Origin of the sequence: Bifidobacterium sp. ESL0764, assembly GCF_029395515.1 — a bacterium.
GTDB lineage: Bacteria > Actinomycetota > Actinomycetes > Actinomycetales > Bifidobacteriaceae > Bifidobacterium.
Genome location: NZ_CP113919.1, coordinates 189,015 through 208,818 on the forward strand (window position 1 = coordinate 189,015; position 19,804 = coordinate 208,818).

Sequence of the window (19,804 nt, forward strand, 5' to 3'; positions counted from 1 at the left end):
ACGATACGGTCTCGACGTCTGCACGGGATTGATTTACAGATTGATGGTCAGCCGATGGTGGCCGGCCTTCAGCTCGCAAGGCTCATGGTTGGCCAGTTCCACCGTGCCGGTGGCTCCGACAGGAACTGTGACGTCCATTTCCAGCGTGGTTCCTGCAGCGTTTTCCTCGCCTTGCGCGTCGACCAGTTTCCAGGAAACCGCGGCACGGCCGAACGGCGTGATATGCGAGGTGGAGGCGTGGGTGATGCCGCCACCCATATGCGGGGCGATGCGGAAACGCTTCCAGCCGGCGTCGATGGCTTCGAGGCCGCCGATATGCGAGTGCATCCATGTGGCCACCGAGCCCAGCGCGTAATGGTTGAACGAGGTCATGCCTCCCGGGTTGAGCGTGCCGTCGGGTTCCATCGAATCCCAACGTTCCCACGTCGTGGTGGCTCCGATCTTCACCTGATAGAGCCAGCTCGGGCACTCGGTGGATTCCAGCAGGGAGAAGGCCTCCTCGTCGTGTCCGGTCATGCTCAGCGCAGGAAGGACGAACGGGGTGCCGGCGAAACCGGTGCTCACCTTGCCGCCCGAATCGCGCACGAGCTCGGCCAGCCTGTTGCCGGCCTTCACCCGCCGCACGTCATCGTCGTCCAGCAGGCCGAAGGCGATGGAGAGCGCATAGGCGCATTGCGTGTCGCTGGTCATGGTGCCGTCCATGTTACTGAACCGGTCGATGAACCCGCGGCGCACGTGTCGGTAGAGCTCGCCGAAGCGTTTGGCGTCGTCGTCCTTGCCTAGGATCTGCGCCATCCGGGTGACCTGGCTGCAGCTGCGGGCGAAGTAGGCGGTGGCCACCAGCTCCTTCTGCGTCATGGCCAGGGACGGGCGGTCCGGCGGGGCGCTCGGGTCGAGCCAATCGCCGAGCTGGCCCAAGACGAATTCGGGCCTGCGGTCCCAGACGCCGTCGGGGGAAAGATAGCCTGCGACCTCGTCGACCCAGTCATGGCTCAGGTCGTAGTTCTCGCGCAGGATCTCGGCGTCGCCGCTGTCCCTGTAAAGTGCCCACGGCACCGCGACCGCCGCATCTCCCCATTCGGAAATGGCCGTCGGATGCGACCAACCTCCCAGCGGCACGAACGGCACGTAGTAGGGGACGGTGCCCCACTTGACCTGTTCGGTTCTTAGGTCGTGCAGCCAGTTGTTCAGGAACGCCTGAACGTCATACAAATACGTCGCGGTGGGGGAGAAGAGGCAGATGTCGCCGGTCCAGCCGAGCCGCTCGTCGCGCTGCGGGCAGTCGGTGGGGATGCTCATGAAGTTCGAGCGCATCGACCAGACGATGTTGTGGTGCAGCTTGTTGAGCATCTCGTTGGAAGTCTCCAGCTCGCCGGTGCGTTTGAGCTCGGAGTGATAGACGCGGCAATCCATATCGTCCGCGCTCAGCTCGCCGGGCCAGCCGTCGATCTGGACGTAGCGGAAGCCGTGCATCACGAAGCGGGGTTCCCACCAGGCGTTCTGGCCGTTGGAAGTGTAGGAGTCCAGCTGCTGGCCGCGGCGCAGGGTGCGGGTGGCGATGGAGCCGTCGGGTTCCAGCACTTCGACATGGTGCAGTGTGACGGTGTCGCCGGACGCGAGGTCGTGCAAGTGCAGACGGACGCGGGCGGAGCAGTTCTGGCCGAAGTCGACCAGCCAACTGCGCTCGCCGATCTTCTTGATGGACACCGGTTCGTGCTTTTCCTGCGGACGGATCGAGAGGATCTCGGGATTCTCGATCTTCGCCGGGTCGCAGAACGATTCGGCGACCGGCTTCCAGGCGCTGTCGTCGAAACCGTAGGTCGACCATCCGGGCTGCTCGAGACGGGCGTCATAGCATTCGCCTTCGTACATGTCGGAGCTGACGATGGGGCCGAGCGTGGCTTTCCACTGCCTGTCCCATGAGTTGGAGCATATCTTTTCGGTGGTGCCGTCGGCGTATTCAACTTCAAGCTGCGCCAGGACCCCGATACGGTCCCCGTAATAATTGGCATAGCCGCCGTCGAAGCCGATGCGCCCGCGATACCATCCGTCGCCCAGCCAGAAGCCCATGGCGTTGCCGCCGGCGTTGAGCTTGTCGGTCACGTCGTAGGTCCAGCAGGGAATGCGCTTTTCGTACTGCGTCCAGCCCGGGGTCAGCGCGTCCTCGCTGACCTTGCGGCCGTTGATTTCCGCTTCGACGAGTCCCAAGGCCGAGAGGTAAAGACGGGCGCTCGCGGGCTTTTCGCGCAGGGTGACATCGGTGCGCACCAGCGGCAGATGGCGGTGGTCGGTTTCGGCTTCGGGCCAGGAAGGTCCGACGTAATCGGCGACATGCTCGGATTCGCGTAGGAGGCCGATCTCGAAGTGCAGCTCGTCGCTCGGCTTACCCAGCGGTGCATGCTGCGAGGAGACGACCTGAACGGTGGCGCTCACCCGCTCCCGCGACACCAGCTGGTTGAATTGCCAAGGCACCAAGACGCTTTGCTTCGCCGGCAGGTACGTGCTTTCGTCGACGGGTTTGCCCCCCGGCACGCGGCGGCGAATCTTCAGAAGAATCTGTGCGCCCTGTGGCGGTTTGTGGTCGTAAACCCAGCTCATTCGCGGCGCGGGAATGCCGATGCCCATCACGTCGCCGGGAAAGTGCTCGATGGTGAGGTCGCGGACGTCGTACCCAACGGCTGCGGCCGTGGGGTCGAACGTCAGGGTCGTCCCGTCTGTTGATGATGTTGCGTTGTGATTGTCCATTGATGATCCTTCCTTGGGTTCAACGGTCGTAAAGCCTTCGTGTGTCTCCGCTGAAGCGACGTGGCGATGGTCGCTGTCCCTACGGCAGAGGCGGATTTCCGTTTATTTCGGCGCTGTCAATAGACGGAAATGAACCGAATACTTAAATAGTAAGACCAGTTTTTGAAATTTTCAAACAATCGTCCCTATATTTGAAATTTCAAAAAAGTAGACAACGTCGATACGGCGGCGGTAATAAGATACAGATATCATTCGTTCAACGGTAGAGGGAATCCTGGTGGTCACTACGAAAAGAGTCAGTATTTCGGATATCGCGCGTATCGCCGACGTGTCCATCGGCACGGTATCGAATTATTTGAATTATCCGGATCGGGTGTCGCCGGCGTTGAGCAAGCGGGTTTCCGCGGTGATCGCAGAGCTGGGTTACGAGCCCCGCAAGCCTCCCAGATTGCATATGCAAGGAAACGGACAGGCCGAGCGTTCCGATGTCGCTTCATCCTTGGTCGGCTTTGTGATGACGGATATCGAGCACTCGCTGTTCACCCATATTTTCGAAGGTATTCAGGAAGTGTGCGAAGACCGGGATATGCAGGTCCTCGGAGCCAACGCTTTCTCCGACAAAGACCGGCAAAGTGATCTGATCGAGACCTTCATCAGGCTTGACGTCAGCGGCATTCTGTTGAGCACAGTCACCGACCCCGTTGAGGATATCGCCAAGGTTCGGCGCGCGCACAAACCTATAGTGCTGCTTGACCACAGTTCGCCTACGGGGGCGTGCGCCGTTTGCTCGGTGATGGAAAACAACGTGTCGGTAGGGCAATTGGCCGCTCAGGAGCTGATTGAGACGGGCTGCAAAAAGATTCTCTTCGCGGCGCATCTTTTTGACTATGAGTCCATACAGAATCGTCAGCTCGGCGTGCAGCGGGCGGTTGAAGCGGCGAAGTCGGCTGTTCAGTTTTCCACGTTTGATGCGGGTGGACTGCTTTTTGAAGATGGGTATCAGTTGGGTTCGCAGATCAGCGACATGCCTGCCGACGAACGGCCGGATGGGATTGTGACCGGCGGTGACGCGTTGGCTGCCGGGCTTATTGAAAATTTCACTGAACGTGGGATTCAAGTTCCGGATGACATCAGTATCGTCGGTTGCGAAGGCATACGCTTGCCGATGCGTTCCAGAATGCCTTTGACTGTTGTCAATGCCCCGGCCAACGATATGGGCGAGCAGGCCATGACGCATCTTATCGACGAATTGGAAAATCCGGAGACCCACGTTCATATGACCACGTTGGTGGATCCGAAGCTGGTGCGCCGCGCCTCGACCAGACCGAACCCGAACGCGAGCAAGTGAGGGGATTTGCCGTGGTTATTGCCGGCGAGGCATGAAGCCCGAAGCCAGGAAAATTTGTAGGATTATAAGGTAAACGAAACCCGCCGAGACCTCTGTGATCTCGACGGGTTTCTGTGTTTTCTTGCATTGAGATTCGCGCTGACTATGTATCAGTGCGAACGCGGCTTAGAGCATGCAGCTGACGCAGCCCTCGACCTCGGTGCCCTCAAGCGCCTGCTGGCGGATGCGGATGTAGTAGAGGGTCTTGATGCCCTTGCGCCAGGCGTAGATCTGCGCCTTGTTGAGCTCGCGGGTGGTCACGCCGGCGGGGAAGAACAGGGTCAGCGAAAGGCCCTGGTCGACGTGCTGGGTGGCCTCGGCGTAGGTGTCGACGATCTTCTTCCAGCCGATTTCGTAGGCGTCCTCGAAGTACTCGAGGTTGTCGTTGGTCATGTACGGCGCCGGATAGTAGACGCGGCCGACCTTGCCTTCCTTGCGGATCTCGATCTTCGAGGCGATCGGGTGGATCGAGGAGGTGGAGTGGTTGATGTAGGAGATCGAACCCGTCGGCGGCACGGCCTGCAGGTAGGCGTTGTAGATGCCGTCCTTCAGGATTTCGTCGCGCAGGGTCTCCCAGTCGGCCACGGTCGGGATGTGGATGCCGAAGCGCTCGAAGAGGTCCTTGACCGCCTGGGTCTTGGGTGCCAGCGTCCGGCTGCCGTCGGTGTACTTGTCGAAGTAGTTGCCCGCTCCCGCTGCCTTGGCGTAGTCGGACTTCTCGAAGCCGACGAAGGCGTGCTTGCGCTCGACGGCGATGGCGTGGCTGGCCTTGTAGGCGTTGTAGGCCACGGTCATGAAGTACATGTCGGTGAAGTCCAGCGCTTCTTCGGAGCCGTAGAACATGTGCTCGCGGGCGAGGAAGCCGTGCAGGTTCATCTGGCCCAAGCCAATGGCGTGGCTCTCCTCGTTGCCGCGCTTGATGGACGGCACGGAGTCGACGTGGGTTTGGTCGGAGACGCTGGTGAGCGCGCGAATCGCGGTCTGCACCGGATCGGCCAGGCCGCCGTCCATCGCCTTCGCGATGTTGAGCGAACCGAGGTTGCAGGAGATGTCCTTGCCGACGTGGTCGTAGCTCAGGTCGTCGTTGTAGGTCGACGGTTCCTGCACTTGCAGGATCTCGGAGCAGAGGTTCGACATCGTGACGCGGCCGTCGATCGGGTTGGCCTTGTTGACCGTGTCCTCGAAGAGGATGTAGGGGTAGCCGGACTCGAACTGCACCTCGCCCAAGGTCATGAAGAACTCACGGGCGTCGATGTAGGTCTTGTGGATGCGCTCGTCGTGCAGCATTTCGTCGTAGTGCTCGGTCACCGAAATGTCCGCGAAGGGCTTGCCGTAGACGCGCTCGACGTCATAGGGGGAGAAGAGGGCCATCTTCTCCTTGCGCTTGGCCAGCTCGAAGGTGATGTCGGGGATGACGACACCCAGGGAGAGCGACTTGATGCGGGTCTTCTCGTCGGCGTTTTCGCGCTTGGTGTCGAGGAAGCGCAGGATGTCGGGGTGGTGTGCGTTCAAGTACACCGCGCCGGCGCCCTGGCGCGCGCCCAGCTGGTTGGCGTAAGAGAAGGAGTCCTCCAAGAGCTTCATGACCGGCACGACGCCGCTGGACTGGTGCTCGATGTGCTTGATCGGAGCGCCCTGCTCACGCAGGTTCGTCAGCAGCAGGGCCACGCCGCCGCCGCGCTTCGAGAGCTGCAGGGCGGAGTTGATGCCGCGGGAGATGGACTCCATGTTGTCCTCGATGCGCACGAGGAAGCAGGAGACGGGCTCGCCGCGCTGGGCCTTGCCCAGGTTGAGGAAGGTCGGGGTGGCGGGCTGGAAGCGGCCGGAGAGGATCTCGTCGACATACTTGACGGCGGCCTTCTCGTCGCCATCGGCCAGCTCGAGCGCCACGGCGGCGCAGCGCTGCGGGAAGTCCTCGAGGTACTGCTTGCCGTCGAAGGTCTTCAGCGCGTAGGAACGATAGAACTTGAAAGCGCCCAGGAAGGTCTCGAACTCGAAGCCGAAGTCTTCGACGTGCTTGTAGAAGGAGTCGAGGAACTCGGGGGTGTACTGGTCGAAAACAGCCTTCTCGTAGTAGAGGTTGTCCTCGAGGTACTTGAGGCGCTCGGCGGTGGAGCCGAACTGCTTGGTGTTCTGCGCGACGTGGGAGTTGACGTAGGCGCGCTCGGCTTCCTTGTCCTTGTCGAACTGGATCTTGCCGTCCTCATCGTAAAGGTTGAGCATGGCGTTGAGCGAATGGTAGTCATGCTCCGGGTCGAAACCGGTGTCTTCGACGGTGTTGTCCATGCTCAGCGCGGAATCGTTGAGTCCCATAGTGTTCCTATCTTCTTGGATCGTCGTGAAACGGCGATGGTATTCGGTATCAAATTCAATTTTTATGGCCGCCATTCCAAGTAACGGAAGGGATGGCGGCGCAAAACTTTTATCACTGCTTAAGGCTGTGGCTGCGGTGTTATCGCCGCTTTATTGCTGCTGTTGGCCTTGCCCGCTCTGCCTGTTCTTCGCGTCGAGGAAGAAGTCGCGGATGCCCTCGCGCACCTGACGCTGGTCGTCCGGGGTGCCCAAAAGCTCGAAATTATACATGAACGGCACGTGGCATTTCTTGGAGATGATGTCGCCGGCGGCGCAGAAGGCCGTGGCGAAGTTTCTGTTGCCCGAGGAAATGACCCCGCGGATGAAACTGCGGTTCTTGTGCCCGTTCAGGAACTTGCGAATCTGCGGGAGCAGGGCCTTGGCGATGTTGCCGCCGCCGTAGGTCGGCACGATCAGGACGTACGGTTCGCGTACCTGCAGCGGTGCCTCTTTTGGACGCAGCGGAATGCGATAGACGTTGATGCCCTCGTCGGGGAAACCGCAGCTTTCAATGAAGCGCGCGGTGTTGTTCGAAACCGACGAGAAATAGACCACGGCGCCGATATGCTCGCCTTTGGCCTTGGCTTCCGGCTCGCTGGGCGTGACGCATTCGTCGTCGTACGGCTCGGTTGCTGTGTTCGCGGTTCCTGTGCCGGGTTCTGCGTGTGTGGTGGCGTCATCGATACTCGCGTCCGCCATCGTCGCCTTCTCTCTATGTTCTGTGTGGTTGGTCTGGTTGGTCCGGTCCATCGTCGAACTAGGCGAGAACGGTCTGTTGGGTATTAGCGTCGGCGGAGATCTTGACTGCGCCAGCTGCGAGCTGCTTGATGAGGTCCGGGCGGTAGCCGCTCCAGGAGGCGTCGGGCGTGATGACGACGGGTGCCTGGCGGAAGCCGGCCTGGGTGATTTGCTCAAGGGTGGAGGGGTTTTCGGTCAGGTCGACGGTCTCGAACGCAATGCCCTGGCGCTTGAGCTGGCGCTTGGTCGCCTCGCACTGCGGGCAGCGTGGTTTGGTGAAAACGGTAACGGTCATCGTAACCTCCGAATCGATGTCTTGTAAGCTTTCAAGTGACCAGACTACATGGATGTAGTTCCAAACTGAACCCCAACTTCTAGTAGCGTGTCGTTAGAAGAACCACTAGATATAGTGCTTTGACAATAAACGCAAGGGTTGTGCGATAGTGATCTTACGGGTGTCGAATTTGCGGTGTGCGATATGTCACAAAATTGGGTATTTTGTCCCCAATGTCGCCTTTGAAATGTGGATAAAAGTGGACAATTCGGTGGATTAACAACGCGCTAGGATTTGACCCTGTTGTTTCGTCTGGGGGTTTGGTCGATTTACTCTTGTTCCGTTTCAATCCATTCCGGTGCGATGGAATCGGCGATGGTCATGAATTCCGTCGCGCCCACGATGACATGGTCGAGTTTGCAGATCATCATGATGGCGGCTTCCTGGGCTTTCGCGGGTAATAGCGCGACGCAGGCAAACCAATCCTGGGTTGGAGTGGCGAATGTGTATTGAAGCATGCCGATTTCTAAATTTGCGTCACCGTCAGGAATCGGACGTGTTGCGATTTCGGCGTTACGGACCATGGGAAGGCTGCGCATGGCGGTGCGGTAATACTCGTCCAATCGTTTGTCGAGACCGTTCCCGGGCCATGGTCTGTCGAATATGATGCCCGAGATATAGGCGGTGTCGCGGAATCTGAATAGCGCGCCGTGCGCCATCCACGAGACGATCGGATCAGGTTCCTTGTTGCCGTCGTCGCTGTCGTTGGTTTGATCGGCTCGTGGAATGCCGCTGGTGTTCCAACGCACATAATTGTCCGGGATCTCAATGGTCGCAGCGCCATCGAAGATGGTCTCTTTTCTCATGGTTCTCCTAAATTGTGGTTTTGGGTGCGGGCGACAGCAGGTTGCGTTAGCCGCCGAAGGTGGCTGCGTCGAATTTCCAGCCTTGTGAGAGCTGGTATTGGTGGATGAGCTGGTCGGTGTGGCAGTTGCGTACGGTGATGGTCATGTCCCACGGGCCGGTGTGGCCTTTCAGGTAGTAGTTGTAGCCGTATCCTGGTGGGACTACCGTGAGGATACTGCTTCCGGCAACCGGGGTGAGATTATTGTCTACCCATATGGTCATTTGGGTTCCGTCTTGGTTGATCTGGTAGTGGTAGTCGGGATTGCTTTTTCGGAAAGTTCGTTCCCCGTTTGCGATCCATTCGTTGTTCTTTTTAATATTGGTTTGTCGTTGTTTTTCTGTGGTGATAATGATGACGTCGCCGTTTTTGGTGGCGTAAGCGTCGGTGAAGTCTCCTGAGTCCTTGAGGTCTTTGGCTGCTTTGCGGGATCCGCGCGCGTCATTGCTGTATCCGAAGCTACGCATGGATTGCGCTGGGTAGGTGATTTTCTCGGTCTTGGGTTGTGGTTTTGGGGCGGGTGTTGTGTTGTTTTTTGGTGTGGTGCCGCATGCGGTGGCGAAGAGCATGGTGAGGAGGGCCAGCAGGAGCGAAGCGGCTGCTCGCAGAGGGGTCTTCTGTTGTGTCTGGTGTGGAATCACGAGTGTGCTCCTTTTAGAGTGCGGGGATGGGGAGTGGAAGGAGCGGCGGAATGACTGGTGCGGGTGTTCGGCCGGGAACTGGTTCACGCACAGGCTGTCGTTTCCAATCGGGCAGGTGCAGGACTGGGACTTCTACAGGGGCTTGCACCGGCTGCGGTTTGCGGAAGTGGTGCCAATGTGAATTTTTGGTCGCTTTGAGTCCTAAATCAGTGGAGACGGTGCCGCCTTCTACGGATTGTGAAACGCCGGCTGATATGGAGATTGATCTGTGGCTAGGATCAAATGTTCGTGAGTATTTCTGTGTTTTCCCATTATGTTGTCTAGTGGCATTCCGTGTGATGCTTCCATCTTTATTGAAAACGGGAGGTGCCATTTTCCACTCTCCGTATCCCTGCTGCTTCAACTGCGGATTGTCGGGCTGCTTGTTGGTTGTTGAATTCGTTGAATTGGCTCGTTACGTGGGTTTTGAGCGTGCGTAAGCCCGACAGGCGTCGACGCATTCGTTCGCAGTCGGCGTTGAGTTGGGCCGTTTTACGGTCAAGCCTTGCGATTGTTGTGCGAATGGTATCGGAGTAAGGCATTCAACTCCCTTGTTAATACACCGGGTTTTTGTTATCATTATATGATAGCTGTGATAAAAAAATGTTGTCTAGTATCGCCATTGAGTGGTTCGTAATGTTTATTCCGTTTGTGTTGAGACGGCCATGAGGCGGCTGCTGGCCGAGGACATCAAAGGCTCCTTCGCGTAAGTGGGTCGCTGTCGGTGAGGACTATTGGCGACTTCCGACCTGTGCTTCCTGCGTCATTTGTCGTCGCGCAGCTGTTCGACGATGGCGCGTGTGGATTGGATGATATCGCGGATGGTGGCGGTTTGGGTCTTTTCGCCTTGGTGCTCTTTGCCGTTGAGCAGTCGCATGCCGCTGGTGACCAACCCCTCGGTGAGGGCGATGCCAACCTGTGGCCTGGTGGATCGCAGCTGCTTCCACGCGGCGGTCATGGGCGCATTGACGCGTTGGTGGAGGCTGGGCTGGTTGGGCTCAAGGGAGGGCGTGCCGGAAGTCTGGATTGAATGGCCGCAGAAGATGTCGGTCGCTGAAGTCGCTTTTTCGTCTGCTTTGTTTTCCGTGTTGTTGTCCGAGGTGTCGGGATTGTCGTCGCTGTCGGCGCTCTTGGATTTCGTGCTCGGCCCCGGCTTTGTTTCCGGGTTTTCGTTGTTTTCGGCCTTGCGCCCGTCGTCGTCACGTCCCTGCCAAAGATCTTTGTCGTCGCGATAGGTCTCTGCGTCGCTCAACGGTATCTGCGTCATCCAATCGTGCCCCTGCAGTATCGACTGCTCGAGATTGATCTTCACCCACTGCACGATGATTTCCGCGGGATCGGTGACGCCGCCCAGGCCCTTTTCCAGCGCCGCGACCCACTGCGGCATATGCCTTGCCATGAGCTGACGGCGCAGGTCTTTCATGTCTTTGACGTATCGATAGATCGAGTTGCGGGCGATGCCGGCCCCGCGGCTGACGTTGGCTGGTGTGAGGGCTTCGCCGCCTTGCTCGCGCATGATTGTTTCCGCCGAATCGAGCAGCGCGTTCATGGTGTGACGGCGATGTTCCTCAAGATTGGCCTCATTGATGCGTGGCATATCGTCCTCTCGTTTTTCTGTAGCGTTGCTGCTGGCGGCATCGTTATATTCCATATTATCGGGGCACCTTGTCCGCACTGCGTTACCCCTTGGTTTCTGGGCTTCCGGCTAAAACGAGGCTGCGGATTTGCGCGGCGTGCGGTCAAGGCGTATAGTCGCTCGAGGTTTGCGACATAGTGTCGCAAAAATACGCATCTACTGATGATTTGTCATAATAGTCATGTCGCATACCGGCACTGGCAGTAGGGGAAGATTACTGATGACTCAACAAGATAACGGGAAGGTCCGCAGTCCGAAGGACGCGGTCGCCGCCGCCAAGCCGCCGTGGAACGCGCTGTGGGTGCTGGCGCTCGCGCTGGCGATGATCGTGCTCGACGGCTCCATCGTCAACGTCTCCATTCCGGTGATGATCCGCGAGATCGGCCTGAACCTGACCGATGCGCAGTGGGTCACTTCGCTCTACAACATCATTCTCGCTGCGCTGCTGCTGCCGTTCGGCAAGCTCGGAGATATGAAGGGACGTAAGCTCACGCTGCAGGTCGGTGTGGTCGTCTTCGTGGCCGGCTCGATTCTCGCCGCTTCCTCCAATGGCGCCACGCTGCTGCTGAGCGCCCGCGCCGTGCAGGCCGTCGGTGGCGCGCTGGTGATGCCCTCGACGCTTTCCATCGTTTCGGCCTCGTTCCGTGGCAAGAACCGCGCCATTGCCTTCGGCGTGTGGGGTTCGGTGATGAGCGCGGCCGCGGCCATCGGCCCGTTCCTCGGTGGCCTCTTTACCCAGACCATCGGCTGGCGCTGGATCTTCCTCGTCAACGTGCCGCTGGGTGTCATCGTCTTCATCTCGGCCATCTTCTTCGTGCCGAAAACCGGCGGCAAGGCCGGAGCCTCCGCGCTCGGTGCCGCCGCACAGAAACTGGCCGCGTCCGATTCCTCCAAGTCTGCCGCCAAACCCGACGGCTTCGACCCGCTGGGCGTCGTGCTTTCTGCTCTGGGTTCCGCCTTCCTGCTTTTCGGCCTGATTGAAGGTCAGACCTACGGCTGGTGGCACCCCAAGGGCGACTTTGCCGTGTTCGGCTTCAAGTGGGGCTCGAGCTGGCCGGTTTCGGTCATCCCGATCTGCATCGTGCTCGGCGTCGTCTTCTTCGCGCTCTTCATCTACACCGAAAACAGCCGCGCCCGCCGTGCACTGCCGGTGATGCTTGACCTGTCGCTCTTTAAAATCCCGACCTTCGCGATGGGCAACATCGCCGCGGGCGCGATTCAGGCCGGCGAATTCGTGATCATGTTCGTGTTGCCGCTCTACCTTATTAATGTGCGTGGCCTCGATATGATTCCCACCGGCGCGTTGCTGGCCGTCATGGGTCTCGGCGCCATCGTCTCCGGTGGTCTCGCGCGTCCGGTCACCGCAAAAATCGGCGCACCACACACCGTGCAACTCGGCCTGATCGTCGAGATCGCGAGCGTGGTCATTCTGATGGCGATGATGCGTCCTGGCCTGTCGGTGGCCTGGATGCTGGTGCCGTTCGTGCTCTACGGCCTTGGTCTCGGTTTCGCCGCCGCCCAGCTCACCAGTCTCGTGCTTTCCGAAGTGCCCGTTGCCCAGTCCGGAGAAGGGTCCGCGACGCAATCGACCATCCGCCAGCTCGGCACCGGCATCGGTGCGGCGCTCGCCGGCCTGGTGCTTTCGGTGATGGTTACGAATATCGCGCCGTCCGCGCTTTCCGGCGTACGCGGGTTGCCTTCACAGTTGGTTTCCGGCCTCACCAAGTCGCTCGACGCCTCGGCTGGTTCGGCCATCGTCGGCATCCGCGCCCAAGGCTCCCATGGCAAGCTCGGCCCGTTGGGCCCGCAGGTGGTCGACGCGATGACCTCCGCCTTCACCCGCGCCGGCCAATGGACGCTGGTTGCCGCCATCGTCCTGCTCGCCATCGGCCTGATCGCCTCGGTCTGGGTCGCCCGTGCCGCTAAGCGTGACAAAGTGAAGTAGAGACAAGCAGAACAAATCGTCTGAAAACGGGGCATTGAAACACAAAGTGGCCGGCCATGGCCGTTCTGTTTTTCATGCCCCGCTTTAGGTCTTGGACGTCATATGTTGTGGTGTGGGCGCGGGAAATGATATTGAGCTGAGTTTTTTCAATTAAAGCAGGCGCACGATGAAACCAAAGGTGGTCTGTCGCGTAACTCGTCAGTCAAAGTAAATACGCTGGTAGCGCAGAGAGTTGTGCTGCAGGCTGATTCCTGCGGTCTTGTTTCGTGGTGTCGAAAATCGTTGCGCGGCTGGTGTGATGACGGCTGGCGAGTAATCTCGGTATGCCGAAAAGGCTGCTATTGCGCCAAATACCGTTCGAAAATATCGATATGGTCGTATCAATTAGACACGCTCGCCGAAACCTCTGATTTTCAGGTATGACAAACGTCACAGCGAATCGGCTTGCGCTGATGCGGCATCAACCGATAACCTGCCAATGAAAAGAAATTTAGGCCGTCGTAAGTCTGTGGCCGGTATTGCGTCAAGGGCGATTTTCGCTCGCGCGATACCGGCCTTTTGCATTCCCTGTGAGGTTAAAGCGGCCAGAATACGCATTCCCGTTGGGTTCCATCTCGGTGTCATATGGCATTTGCCGGCTCGCTGTCGGCGTCGAACGGATTTGAACCCGACGCACTTCGCAACGGCAAGGCGCAAAGCCGGTTCCAGCACGTATTCTGGCGCATGATTCCAAGCGCAACAAGACGGCTCCACCCTCTAACTCGCAAAGGATTGCCATGTCTTCTGTTGTCTATGCAATGCATCGCGCTGAATCCGCCGACGCCGGCGAGCAGACGCGGCCGGGGCGTCCGTCGAAGCGCGACGTGACGCTCGTCTTCATCGGCCTGATGGTCACCATGCTCATGTCTTCATTGAGCCAGACCGTGCTCTCCACCGCTATGCCGACCATCGTCGGCGACCTCGGCGGCGTCGACCGCATGACCTGGGTCATCACGGGCTATGGGCTTGCACTGACCGTCATGATGCCGGTCTATGGCCGCATCAGCGATCTTTTCGGCCGTAAACCGCTGCTTCTGATCGCCATTGCGCTGTTCATGTGCGGTTCCGCCGTGGGCGGTCTGGCCGGCAGCATGAACCTGTTGGTCACCGCCCGCGTCATCCAGGGTCTTGGCGGCGGCGGCCTCATGATCCTCTCCCAGTCCGCCATTGCCGACGTGGTGCCCGCCCGTGAGCGCGGCAAGTACATGGGCGTGATGGGCGCGGTCTTCGCGGTCTCCTCGGTGGCCGGCCCGCTGATCGGCGGCTGGCTCACCAGCGGCCCGGGCTGGCGCTGGGCCTTCTGGATCAACCTTCCGCTGGGTGTGCTGGCGCTCGCGGCGGTGTCCGTCTTCCTGCATCTGCCCAAGCCAAGCCGCGAAAATCAGTCCCATATCGATTACTTCGGCATGGCCCTGATTGCCGCGATCACCGTCATCGTCGTGCTGGTCTGCACCAACGCCAGCAAGCCGCACACCTGGAACTGGGCCGAGGTCATCGTCTCGCTCGCCGTGCTGATCGCCGCTTTCATCGCCGTGGAGCTCAAGGTCAAGGAACCGGTCATGCCGATGAACCTCTTCCGCAACTCCAACTTCGACGTCGCCACGCTCGGCGCCCTCTTAATCGGCGTGGCCATGTTCGGCGTCCTGAGCTACCTGCCGACCTATATCCAGATGACCACCGGCGTCACCGCCACCCAAGCCGGCCTGCTGATGTCGCCGATGATGGCCTCCGTGCTCGTCACCTCGATCGCGTCCGGCGCCCTCGTTTCCAAGACGGGCAAGTACAAGGTCTTCCCGATCGTCGGCACCTCCATCATGGCGGTTGGCTTGGTGCTGCTCTCCACGCTGAAGGCGGATTCGCCGGTCTGGTTGCTCTGCGTCTACACGGTGATCTTCGGCTTGGGCCTGGGCCTCGGCCAGCAGATTCTCATGCTCATCGTGCAGGACGCCTTCCCGGCCTCGATCGTCGGCACCGCGACCGCCTCGTTCAACTACTTCAAGCAGGTCGGCGCCACCATCGGCACGGCCATCGTCGGCGGCATCTTCACTTCGAGACTCACCGGTTTCGTGCATGACAACCTCGCGGCTGCGATGGCTCACATGGCCGCTGCTGGTGCCGGTGCCGCTGGCTCGGCGACCGCCGGCGCAGGTGCTGCCGATGCTGCTGGTGCGGGTTCGGCCAAGGGCCTGGCCGCCATGCAAGGTGCCGCTTCGCACCTGAGCGCCAGCAACCTCACCCCCAGCGGCGTCAACGCCCTGCCCGACATGCTGCGCATCCCGATCGTCGACGCCTACAACAGCGCCCTGCTGCCCATCTTCCTGTGGATGGTCCCGTTCATGGTCGCCGCTGTGCTTGTCTTCTTCTTCGTGCGCCAAAAGGAGCTCTCCACCACCATCGAGCGGTGATCCGGACGATATAGGTCAGCGGCGCTCGCACTTTGGCGTGGTTGCAAAACCGGTTTTCGCGGTATTCCGCCGATTCGCCTTTTGTAACCACGCTAAAGTGCGAGCGTGCAATGTCAATTAACCTGCTCTGCCGATTTTTCTTAAGGATTGTCGGCAGGGTTTTCGTATCTTGGCCTATCGCCATTGCATAATGTGGGTTCTAACTTTGTTGCAGGTAACAGGAAAACTGATGCAGATTGACTAATAGAACTTATGCAAATTGATCAATAGAGTTGATGACAATTGTAAAATTTGAGAGCTGAATGGCATATATCGCAACGGTTTAGCGATATTTACTGGATTCAAGTGGATTTTGATTTCCACGTTTTTAAAAATAACATTGTTGTTGTTTGTTTTTCGGAGAAATCCTATACTTGTGAATGAATTGACCCCGGAGTTTCATGATGTTTCGCATGAGTGACTTTCACGGGGCCTTGCACTTGCTAGTATAGAATGTATGACGGATGAAACGCAAATTACGCTCATGGATTTGCGTCGCTGGTTCTCTGCTGAGCGGATGCGACGCTACGAAGACGCTGCGTTGGATCCGGTGGCCTTGTACGTGTGGAATACGCGTCTGTCGAAGGCTTATCTTGAAGATATTGCTCATGTTGAAGTGTTGCTGCGCAACTTTATCTCTCGGAGGTTGGCCAAAGCGTGTGGCCAATCAAATTGGTATGACGCTGCGGCCTACTTTGGTTTCGACTACGAGTTTCAGAAAGCGGTAGGTCGAGTCAAACGACGTATTGGTTATGACGGGCATGAAGTCACTGCGAATAGAGTGGTTGCTGGTTTGTCTTTAGATTCGTGGCGTTTTCTACTGGTTCGCAAATTGGAGCCTACAGTTTGGAAAGCATTGCGTGATCCAGCAAATGGTGGGATGCCGTATTATCGTTCTCGGCGCCGCAAGGAATTTGAGATTCATGTTATGCGTTTACTTGCTATGCGTAATCGGTGTAGTCATCAAGAGCCCCTAGTCAGCGCCAATGTCAAGACTGAGAACGTCTATCTTGACGAGCAATATACAAATGTCATATGGCTTGCGAACGTGATTGATCCGAAGGCGGCTCGTTGGATTCAGCAGAAGTCGCGTGTCGCCGAGTTGCGCCGTGGCCGTCCAAGTTGTGCATGACTCTCGTTTATGAAATGAGTTTAGAATTGCTGCTTTTAGTACGGAAGACGTGTATGGTTCTGAAATCGTTGGAATTCCGCCATGTCAAAGACTTTTGGCAGGGATTTTTCGCGTTCTGGCTTGGAGTGTCCGGCCACGGCGGGTTACCTTGAAATCGTCGGAATGATTGCCGGCGGATCGGCTGAACTCACTCAATGTTCATGAGTGATTCTGCGGTTGCTCACGTCTGTTGCGCTTGGATTCTGTAAGCTGAAGATAGATAGTTTGCAGAATTCCGCGCAGATTGTGCAGTCGCTTGGTGAACAAATGATTTGGGGCGGTTCGGTGATGGTTTCTGCTTCAAACGGGAAAGGCGGGGTAATGGCGGTCGAGATGCAGTTGGGTGGTCAGATTCGTGACCATCGCGAGGCGATGGGCTTATCGCAGGATGACCTGGCCGGCAAAATCTTCGTCTCGCGCCAGACGGTCTCGAATTGGGAGACCGGCCGTACCTACCCGGACGTGCAGAATCTTCTGTTGCTTGGCAATCTTTTCGGCGTCACACTGGACGAACTGGTCAAAGGAGATGTGGGAACCATGAACGAAGAAATCAAGCGCAACGGCACACGCATACTGACGCTGTTCATTGTGGGGTGCGTGTTTATCGCGGCGGGGCTCGTGATGACGGTGCTGATGGTCGTCAAGGGCCAAGGCCCTGCCCAGGCATGGCGATGGTTCGCGCCCATTAGCATGGTGCTCTATTTGTGCGGCCTTATTGCGGTCGGCTGGTGCTACAAGTTGCAACGCGATATCGATGTGCTGACCTATAAGGAGCTGCGCCAATATCTGGCGGGGGATGAGGTCGATCGCTCGTCGCGCAAGGGCAAGCCGCTAAGTACCAAGCAGATTGTTGTCATTGCGATTATTTGCGCTTTCGTCGGCGCCGTAATGGGTCTGTTCTCGTACAAGTTTCTGTGATTGTGCACTCGCACTAACTCTTGGCTGCCAAAGATAATATGTACGTATTCGCCTCTCTCTTTTGGTAACCATGGGTTAGTGCAAGTTAACCTTTGCCAATAAGGAGAAACAATTCGTGATTTGACGGCTTGCGCGAGAATAGTCAACGTCGACTAAGATTGTTATTCGAAATCATTTTATTCCTTATAAGTTATCAAATCCTTGGAATTTCAGCGTTTTACAGCTATAGAATCCCTGATTTCAAAAAGTTGAGCCAAAAAGACTCAAGTTTTTTCGGAAAATCGGGAATATAATTTGAGATTAAAAGTTGAGTGTAGTAGGCTCAGGTTTTGGAAGCGTAACAGGTGCGAACCTGGATGCGGGCCGCGAGCGACGAAACGAACGTCGCGCCGCGGGGCCGGACCCGAGCGAACAGATGTGAAACGTACGAATATAAGGAGAAACGAATATGGGACGTGCAGTAGGTATTGATCTTGGTACCACAAACTCTTGCATCGCAACGCTTGAGGGCGGCGAACCCACGGTCATCGTGAACGCCGAGGGCGCTCGCACCACCCCGTCGGTGGTCGCGTTCAGCAAGTCCGGCGAGATCCTCGTCGGCGAGGTTGCCAAGCGTCAGGCGGTGACCAACGTCGACCGCACCATCAGCTCGGTCAAGCGCCACATGGGCACCGACTGGTCGGTGGACATCGACGGCAAGAAGTGGACCCCGCAGGAGATTTCCGCGCAGGTGCTGATGAAGCTCAAGCGCGATGCCGAGGCTTATCTGGGCGAGCCGGTGACCGATGCGGTCATCACCTGCCCTGCATACTTCAACGACGCACAGCGCCAGGCCACCAAGGACGCAGGCAAGATCGCGGGCCTCAACGTGCTGCGTATCATCAACGAACCGACGGCTGCGGCTCTGGCTTACGGCCTCGAAAAGGGCAAGGAAGACGAGCGCATCCTGGTCTTCGATCTCGGCGGCGGCACCTTCGATGTGTCTCTGCTGGAGATTGGCAAGGACGACGACGGCTTCGCCACCATTCAGGTGCAGGCCACGAACGGCGACAACAAGCTCGGCGGCGACGATTGGGATCAGAAGATCATCGATTGGCTCGTCGGCGAGGTCAAGAACAAGTATGGCGTCGATCTGTCCAAGGACAAGATCGCGCTGCAGCGCTTGAAGGAAGCCGCTGAGCAGGCCAAGAAGGAGCTCTCCAGCTCCACCGAGACCTCGATCTCGATGCAGTATCTGGCCATGACCCCCGACGGCACGCCTGTCCACCTGGACGAGACGCTGACCCGTGCACACTTCGAGGAAATGACTTCGGACCTGCTCGGCCGTTGCCGCACGCCGTTCAACAACGTGCTGCATGATGCGAACATCTCGGTCTCCGACATCGACCACGTGGTCCTCGTCGGCGGCTCGACCCGTATGCCTGCCGTGAAGGAACTGGTGAAGGAACTCACCGGCGGCAAGGCCGCAAGCCAGTCCGTCAACCCGGATGAGGTCGTGGCGGTCGGCGCCGCGGTGCAGTCCGGCGTCATCAAGGGCGATCGCAAGGATGTCCTGCTGATCGACGTCACCCCGCTTTCTCTCGGCATCGAGACCAAGGGCGGCATCATGACCAAGCTCATCGACCGCAACACCGCCATCCCGACCAAGCGCAGCGAAGTCTTCTCGACCGCTGAGGACAACCAGCCTTCCGTGCTGATTCAGGTCTATCAGGGTGAGCGCGAGTTCGCCCGCGACAACAAGCCTTTGGGCACTTTCGAGCTGACCGGCATCGCTCCGGCTCCTCGTGGCGTCCCGCAGATCGAGGTCACCTTCGACATCGACGCCAACGGCATCGTGCATGTTTCCGCCAAGGACAAGGGCACCGGCAAGGAACAGTCCATGACCATCACCGGCGGATCCGCTCTGCCCAAGGACGAGATTGATCGCATGGTCAAGGAAGCCGAAGCTCACGAGGCCGATGACAAGAAGCGCAAGGAAGACGCCGAGACCCGCAACACCGCCGAGTCCTTCGCCTACTCGATGGAGAAGATGGTCAACGACAACAAGGCCAAGCTCTCCGATGATGTGGTCAAGGAAGTCACCGACGATGTCAACGCGCTCAAGGATGCTCTGAAGGGCGACGACATCGACAAGATCAAGTCCGCCCAGGAGAAGCTGACCACTTCCTCGCAGAAGATCGGTCAGGCGCTCTATGCGCAGCAGGGTGCTGAAGGCGCCGCTGGCGCTGCGGGTGCCGGTGCTGCTGCAGGTGCTGCCGGTGCGGCTGGCTCCAGCTCGTCCTCGTCCGATGATGACGACGTGGTTGACGCCGAAGTCGTGGACGACGATGACGACAAGAAGGACAACAAGTAATCGTGTCCGGGTTCGATAAGGACGACTATCTGAAGGATCTGCCGGATCCCGACGACGCATGGCTCGACCGTTTGGCTGGGTTTGATGCGTCAGGTGCGGGATTCGGTGGGTCCCCGGATGATGCCGGTCCGAGCGAACCCGAGCGTACTCACGCCGGAACGACCGGCGAAAAGGCGGGTGAAACAATGAGCTCCGAACAGTCGAATAGCAAGGCCGAC

Annotated in this window: 13 protein-coding genes; 6 read left to right on the plus strand and 7 right to left on the minus strand. The window is 58.4% G+C overall.

What is annotated here, in order from left to right:
* Positions 1–33 precede the first annotated feature (33 nt).
* Positions 34–2,745 carry an alpha-L-rhamnosidase gene (locus OZX71_RS00610; RefSeq protein ID WP_277160120.1) on the minus strand — a complete coding sequence of 904 codons (2,712 nt, stop codon included), beginning with the start codon at positions 2,743–2,745 and terminating at the stop codon, positions 34–36.
* A gap of 277 nt (positions 2,746–3,022) precedes the next feature.
* On the opposite strand from OZX71_RS00610, the gene OZX71_RS00615 reads away from it, so the two are divergent.
* A complete protein-coding gene (locus tag OZX71_RS00615; protein WP_277160121.1) occupies positions 3,023–4,093 on the plus strand; it encodes a LacI family DNA-binding transcriptional regulator in 1,071 nt (356 codons plus the stop codon).
* Positions 4,094–4,258: 165 nt separating this feature from the next.
* Here the strand turns inward: OZX71_RS00615 and nrdE are convergent, their stop codons facing one another.
* From nrdE to OZX71_RS00645, 6 genes are all read right to left on the minus strand, one after another.
* Positions 4,259–6,418: a class 1b ribonucleoside-diphosphate reductase subunit alpha gene (nrdE, locus tag OZX71_RS00620; RefSeq protein ID WP_277160608.1), complete on the minus strand. Its 2,160-nt coding sequence runs from the start codon at positions 6,416–6,418 to the stop codon at positions 4,259–4,261.
* 177 nt (positions 6,419–6,595) lie between these two features.
* Positions 6,596–7,183, minus strand: a complete 588-nt coding sequence (gene nrdI / locus OZX71_RS00625; protein WP_277160122.1) for a class Ib ribonucleoside-diphosphate reductase assembly flavoprotein NrdI — start codon at positions 7,181–7,183, stop codon at positions 6,596–6,598.
* A 58-nt stretch (positions 7,184–7,241) separates the two neighbouring features.
* Positions 7,242–7,517, minus strand: a complete 276-nt coding sequence (gene nrdH / locus OZX71_RS00630; protein WP_277160123.1) for a glutaredoxin-like protein NrdH — start codon at positions 7,515–7,517, stop codon at positions 7,242–7,244.
* 308 nt (positions 7,518–7,825) lie between these two features.
* The gene (locus OZX71_RS00635; protein ID WP_277160124.1) at positions 7,826–8,362 is read right to left on the minus strand and encodes a hypothetical protein; all 537 of its coding nucleotides are present in this window, start codon (positions 8,360–8,362) and stop codon (positions 7,826–7,828) included.
* A 46-nt stretch (positions 8,363–8,408) separates the two neighbouring features.
* On the minus strand, positions 8,409–9,041 hold the full coding sequence (locus tag OZX71_RS00640; protein ID WP_277160125.1) for a hypothetical protein: 633 nt from the start codon (positions 9,039–9,041) through the stop codon (positions 8,409–8,411).
* Positions 9,042–9,843: 802 nt separating this feature from the next.
* Positions 9,844–10,731, minus strand: a complete 888-nt coding sequence (locus OZX71_RS00645; RefSeq protein ID WP_277160126.1) for a TetR/AcrR family transcriptional regulator — start codon at positions 10,729–10,731, stop codon at positions 9,844–9,846.
* Between the two features lie 205 nt (positions 10,732–10,936).
* Between OZX71_RS00645 and OZX71_RS00650 the strand changes: the two genes are divergently transcribed.
* The 5 genes from OZX71_RS00650 (at position 10,937) to dnaK (ending at position 19,586) form a co-directional block, all read left to right on the plus strand.
* Positions 10,937–12,661 carry an MFS transporter gene (locus OZX71_RS00650; RefSeq protein WP_277160127.1) on the plus strand — a complete coding sequence of 575 codons (1,725 nt, stop codon included), beginning with the start codon at positions 10,937–10,939 and terminating at the stop codon, positions 12,659–12,661.
* A 776-nt stretch (positions 12,662–13,437) separates the two neighbouring features.
* Complete coding sequence (locus OZX71_RS00655; protein WP_277160128.1) at positions 13,438–15,105, plus strand: MDR family MFS transporter; 1,668 nt, start codon at positions 13,438–13,440, stop codon at positions 15,103–15,105.
* Between the two features lie 496 nt (positions 15,106–15,601).
* Positions 15,602–16,276, plus strand: coding sequence for a hypothetical protein (locus OZX71_RS00660; protein WP_277145863.1), 675 nt, complete (start codon positions 15,602–15,604; stop codon positions 16,274–16,276).
* Between the two features lie 264 nt (positions 16,277–16,540).
* Entirely contained in the window at positions 16,541–17,233 is a 693-nt protein-coding gene (locus tag OZX71_RS00665) for a helix-turn-helix transcriptional regulator (protein ID WP_277160129.1), read from the plus strand.
* A gap of 448 nt (positions 17,234–17,681) precedes the next feature.
* Positions 17,682–19,586 carry a molecular chaperone DnaK gene (gene dnaK, locus OZX71_RS00670; protein WP_277160130.1) on the plus strand — a complete coding sequence of 635 codons (1,905 nt, stop codon included), beginning with the start codon at positions 17,682–17,684 and terminating at the stop codon, positions 19,584–19,586.
* The last annotated feature ends 218 nt before the right edge of the window (positions 19,587–19,804 follow it).

Coding starts and splice junctions, on each gene's coding strand:
- nrdH (WP_277160123.1), bottom strand. CDS start 7,517: ATGACCGTTACCGTTTTCACCAAACCACGCTGCCCGCAGTGCGAGGCG.
- OZX71_RS00650 (WP_277160127.1), top strand. CDS start 10,937: ATGACTCAACAAGATAACGGGAAGGTCCGCAGTCCGAAGGACGCGGTC.
- dnaK (WP_277160130.1), top strand. CDS start 17,682: ATGGGACGTGCAGTAGGTATTGATCTTGGTACCACAAACTCTTGCATC.
- nrdI (WP_277160122.1), bottom strand. CDS start 7,183: ATGGCGGACGCGAGTATCGATGACGCCACCACACACGCAGAACCCGGC.
- OZX71_RS00645 (WP_277160126.1), bottom strand. CDS start 10,731: ATGGAATATAACGATGCCGCCAGCAGCAACGCTACAGAAAAACGAGAG.
- nrdE (WP_277160608.1), bottom strand. CDS start 6,418: ATGGACAACACCGTCGAAGACACCGGTTTCGACCCGGAGCATGACTAC.
- OZX71_RS00635 (WP_277160124.1), bottom strand. CDS start 8,362: ATGAGAAAAGAGACCATCTTCGATGGCGCTGCGACCATTGAGATCCCG.
- OZX71_RS00660 (WP_277145863.1), top strand. CDS start 15,602: ATGACGGATGAAACGCAAATTACGCTCATGGATTTGCGTCGCTGGTTC.
- OZX71_RS00610 (WP_277160120.1), bottom strand. CDS start 2,745: ATGGACAATCACAACGCAACATCATCAACAGACGGGACGACCCTGACG.
- OZX71_RS00655 (WP_277160128.1), top strand. CDS start 13,438: ATGTCTTCTGTTGTCTATGCAATGCATCGCGCTGAATCCGCCGACGCC.